This is a genomic window from bacterium (assembly GCA_024224155.1).
Taxonomy (GTDB): Bacteria; Acidobacteriota; Thermoanaerobaculia; order Multivoradales; family JAHEKO01; genus CALZIK01.
This window is the reverse complement of the sequence record JAAENP010000548.1, coordinates 1-2647: the sequence shown is the minus strand read 5'-3', so window position 1 is coordinate 2647 and position 2647 is coordinate 1. Positions and strand designations below refer to the sequence as shown.

Genomic DNA, 2647 nt, shown 5'->3' with positions numbered 1-2647 from the left:
GAGCGATTTCCAAGGTCCTGTGGGAGGGCTGTGGAAAAGTGGCTCGGCACTTTTCCAAGCGAAGCGCCAGCCCTTCCATAGGACCGTCAGACGCGGCAGCTTCCACAGGTCATGCCTCATGCGCCTGTCTCTCGATCTTCTTGGCGAGTCCGGTAGCTCTCGACATTAAACTCGAGGACGACTGAGTGATGGACGAGACGGTCGATCGCCGCCGCGGTGGTCATCGGGTCCTTGAAGATCCGATCCCACTGGCTGAAGACCAGGTTGGAGGTGATCAGCATCGAGCGACGTTCGTAGCGCTCTGCCATCAGGGTGAAGAGCACCTCGACCTGCTCGGCGTCCTGCCGGACATAGCCGATGTCGTCGAGGATCAGCAGCTCGAATCGGTCGAGCTTGCGCAGGGCTCGCGGCAGCTCGAGGTCGCGCTTGGCCGCGAGCAGGTCCTGCACCAGCTTGTAGGTCGGGATGAAAAGCACCGAGTGGCCAGCCTCGACCAGCGCATGCCCCAGAGCACAGGCGCTATGGGTCTTGCCCGTGCCGGGCAGGCCGAAGGCGAGCACGTTGACGGCCTGCTCCAAGAAGGCGCCTCCGGCGAGCTCGCGCAGCTGACGGGCCAAGGGCCGGGGCAGACGACGATCGTCGAAGGCCGCGAACGTCTTGCCCGGCGGTAGCTTCGCGGCGCGCCGCAGACGCTCCACACGACGCGCCCGGCGGTCCTCTTGCTCCATCTCGAAGATCTCCAGCAGCAACGGCAGGATGTCCTCCTGGCCGGCTTGCTGCACCCGCGGCACCAGCTCCGCGGCGATCGTCGACAGTCGGAAGGCCTGCGCCAGAGCGCCGAGTTGCTCCCCGGCTTGCTCCGGTGTCGGCATCGTTGGCTGGCTCATCGCCCGGCTCCCAGGTAGCAAGCGTCGTAGACCGACAGGTCCGGCTCGGGAATGTGCACCGCCGGCACCGTGATCGGCTCGGGCTGCGCCAGCGCTTTGACCGCCACGTAGTCGAAGCGCTCGCCAGCTTCCAGCAGCAAGCTCAAAGCCTGCTCGACGTCAGCCTCAAAGGTGCTGGCCGCCAGGTGCAGAATCCGCACATACTCCACGTCGGCCCGCTCCCCGCGCCAGCGGCGTAGTGCGTCGTAGGCACGACGAAACACCAGCGACGGGAACAGCTCCTCGCGGTAGCAGTAGCGCGCAAACGCCCCCGGCTTGCGCACCAGCGACCAGATGACGTGGCGGTAGTCGATGCGTACCACCTGATCCCCGCGCAGCCGCGGCATCGTCTCCACGCGCCGACCGCGGTAGTAAACCTCGAGGTGGTTGGCATACTGGCGCACCTCCACCTCGTGGCCGATCAGCCGCGACGGCACCGAGTAGGATCGTTTGCCGAGGCGTAACGTCGACCAACGCCGCACCTTCGGGCGGTACGTCGTGTACGACGGCACCCGCGCCGACGGTAAGGCTCGCAGGCAAGACTTCTCCACAGCAAGCTCGGCGGCCTGCGGCCGGTTGATCGTGCGCTCGATCACTTCATCGACGAACGCCTGGTACTGCGCCACACTGAGGAAGTCCCGGTTGCCGCGCAACACCAGCGCCTGGGTCAGCGCCTGCTTGACCAGGTCGTTGCTCTTCTCCGCCACCCCGTTCTCGTGCGCTTCGCCTGGGCGAATCCGCGTCGAGCGCAGCCCGTAATGATCCAGCACGCCCTTGAAGCGCCGTGTCAGCGACCGTCCACCGCTGCGCTTCAGCTCATGCGTCGCCGCCGACAAGTTGTCATGGCGAGCGATCTCCGGGGCTCCGTCTAGCTCCCACAGCGCTCCCTGCAGACCCTCCACCATCGCCTCGTAGGTCTCCCCGAACGCCACCTGCGCCCACGTCCAGCCGCTACAGCTGAGCTTGAAGACGAACAGCAGGTGAACGAGCAGTTCCCCGGCGATGCGCACGTCCAGCTTTGTCGCGCGGGTGAAGTCGAACACCCCCTCGCGACCGGGCGGGTGATCTTGTGGGAAGAAGACTTCTTTCTCCGGACCCGACAACGCCCGCCAGTCGCGCACCCGGCGCTCCAGGGTCCGGCGCTGGCCTGGCTTGAAACGGCCAGGGTAGAGCGCCTCCAACTCCTCGAAAATCGTCTTCGCCTGGAGCTCGCCTTTGCGGTCCGCCTCCAGGAGCGGCACCACGTCTTGCTCCCACACCTCCGCGTAAGGGTCCGGACGCGTGCGCCACCAGCGTGGCTGGCGAGCCTCCGACGGCATCGGGCCTTGCTCCCACTTGCGCGCGGAACGCACGCTCATCCCGGCAGCTGCCGCCGCCGCTTCTTGGCTCTTACCTTCCATGCGCTTTTGCCTCAGTAGTCGAACTTGATGGTCTGTGATCATCGGCCGATGCTGGCAGCATCGCCCGCCATGTCCAGGGCTGGCTCATGCGCTGACCCCGTGCCGCTCGAAGAACTCCTCGCGCAGCTCCTCCTCGCTCGTCCGAGCAACCTTCTGCAGGTTGGCGATCGCCTCGGCCAGAGGCTCCATATTCACCAGCTCCACGATGCCGTACAGCTCTGCCGCCACCGTCCGCGGCACACGCTCCCGCCGCATCTTGCCGACATCGATCGGCAACACCACGGACTCACCGATCTCGAACAGCCGCTGATCCAGCGGGCG

At 66.1% G+C, this 2647-nt stretch carries 3 protein-coding genes; all 3 read right to left on the bottom strand.

The window, feature by feature from the left end; genetic code table 11:
• Window positions 1-116: 116 nt before the first annotated feature.
• Window positions 117-872, bottom strand: a complete 756-nt coding sequence (locus GY769_25325) for an ATP-binding protein (GenBank protein ID MCP4205246.1) — start codon at window positions 870-872, stop codon at window positions 117-119.
• Between the two features lie 11 nt (window positions 873-883).
• The gene (locus GY769_25320) at window positions 884-2326 is read right to left on the bottom strand and encodes an IS21 family transposase (protein ID MCP4205245.1); all 1443 of its coding nucleotides are present in this window, start codon (window positions 2324-2326) and stop codon (window positions 884-886) included.
• An 84-nt stretch (window positions 2327-2410) separates the two neighbouring features.
• The coding region (locus tag GY769_25315; GenBank protein MCP4205244.1) for a hypothetical protein at window positions 2411-2647 on the bottom strand (237 nt) is incomplete at its 5' end.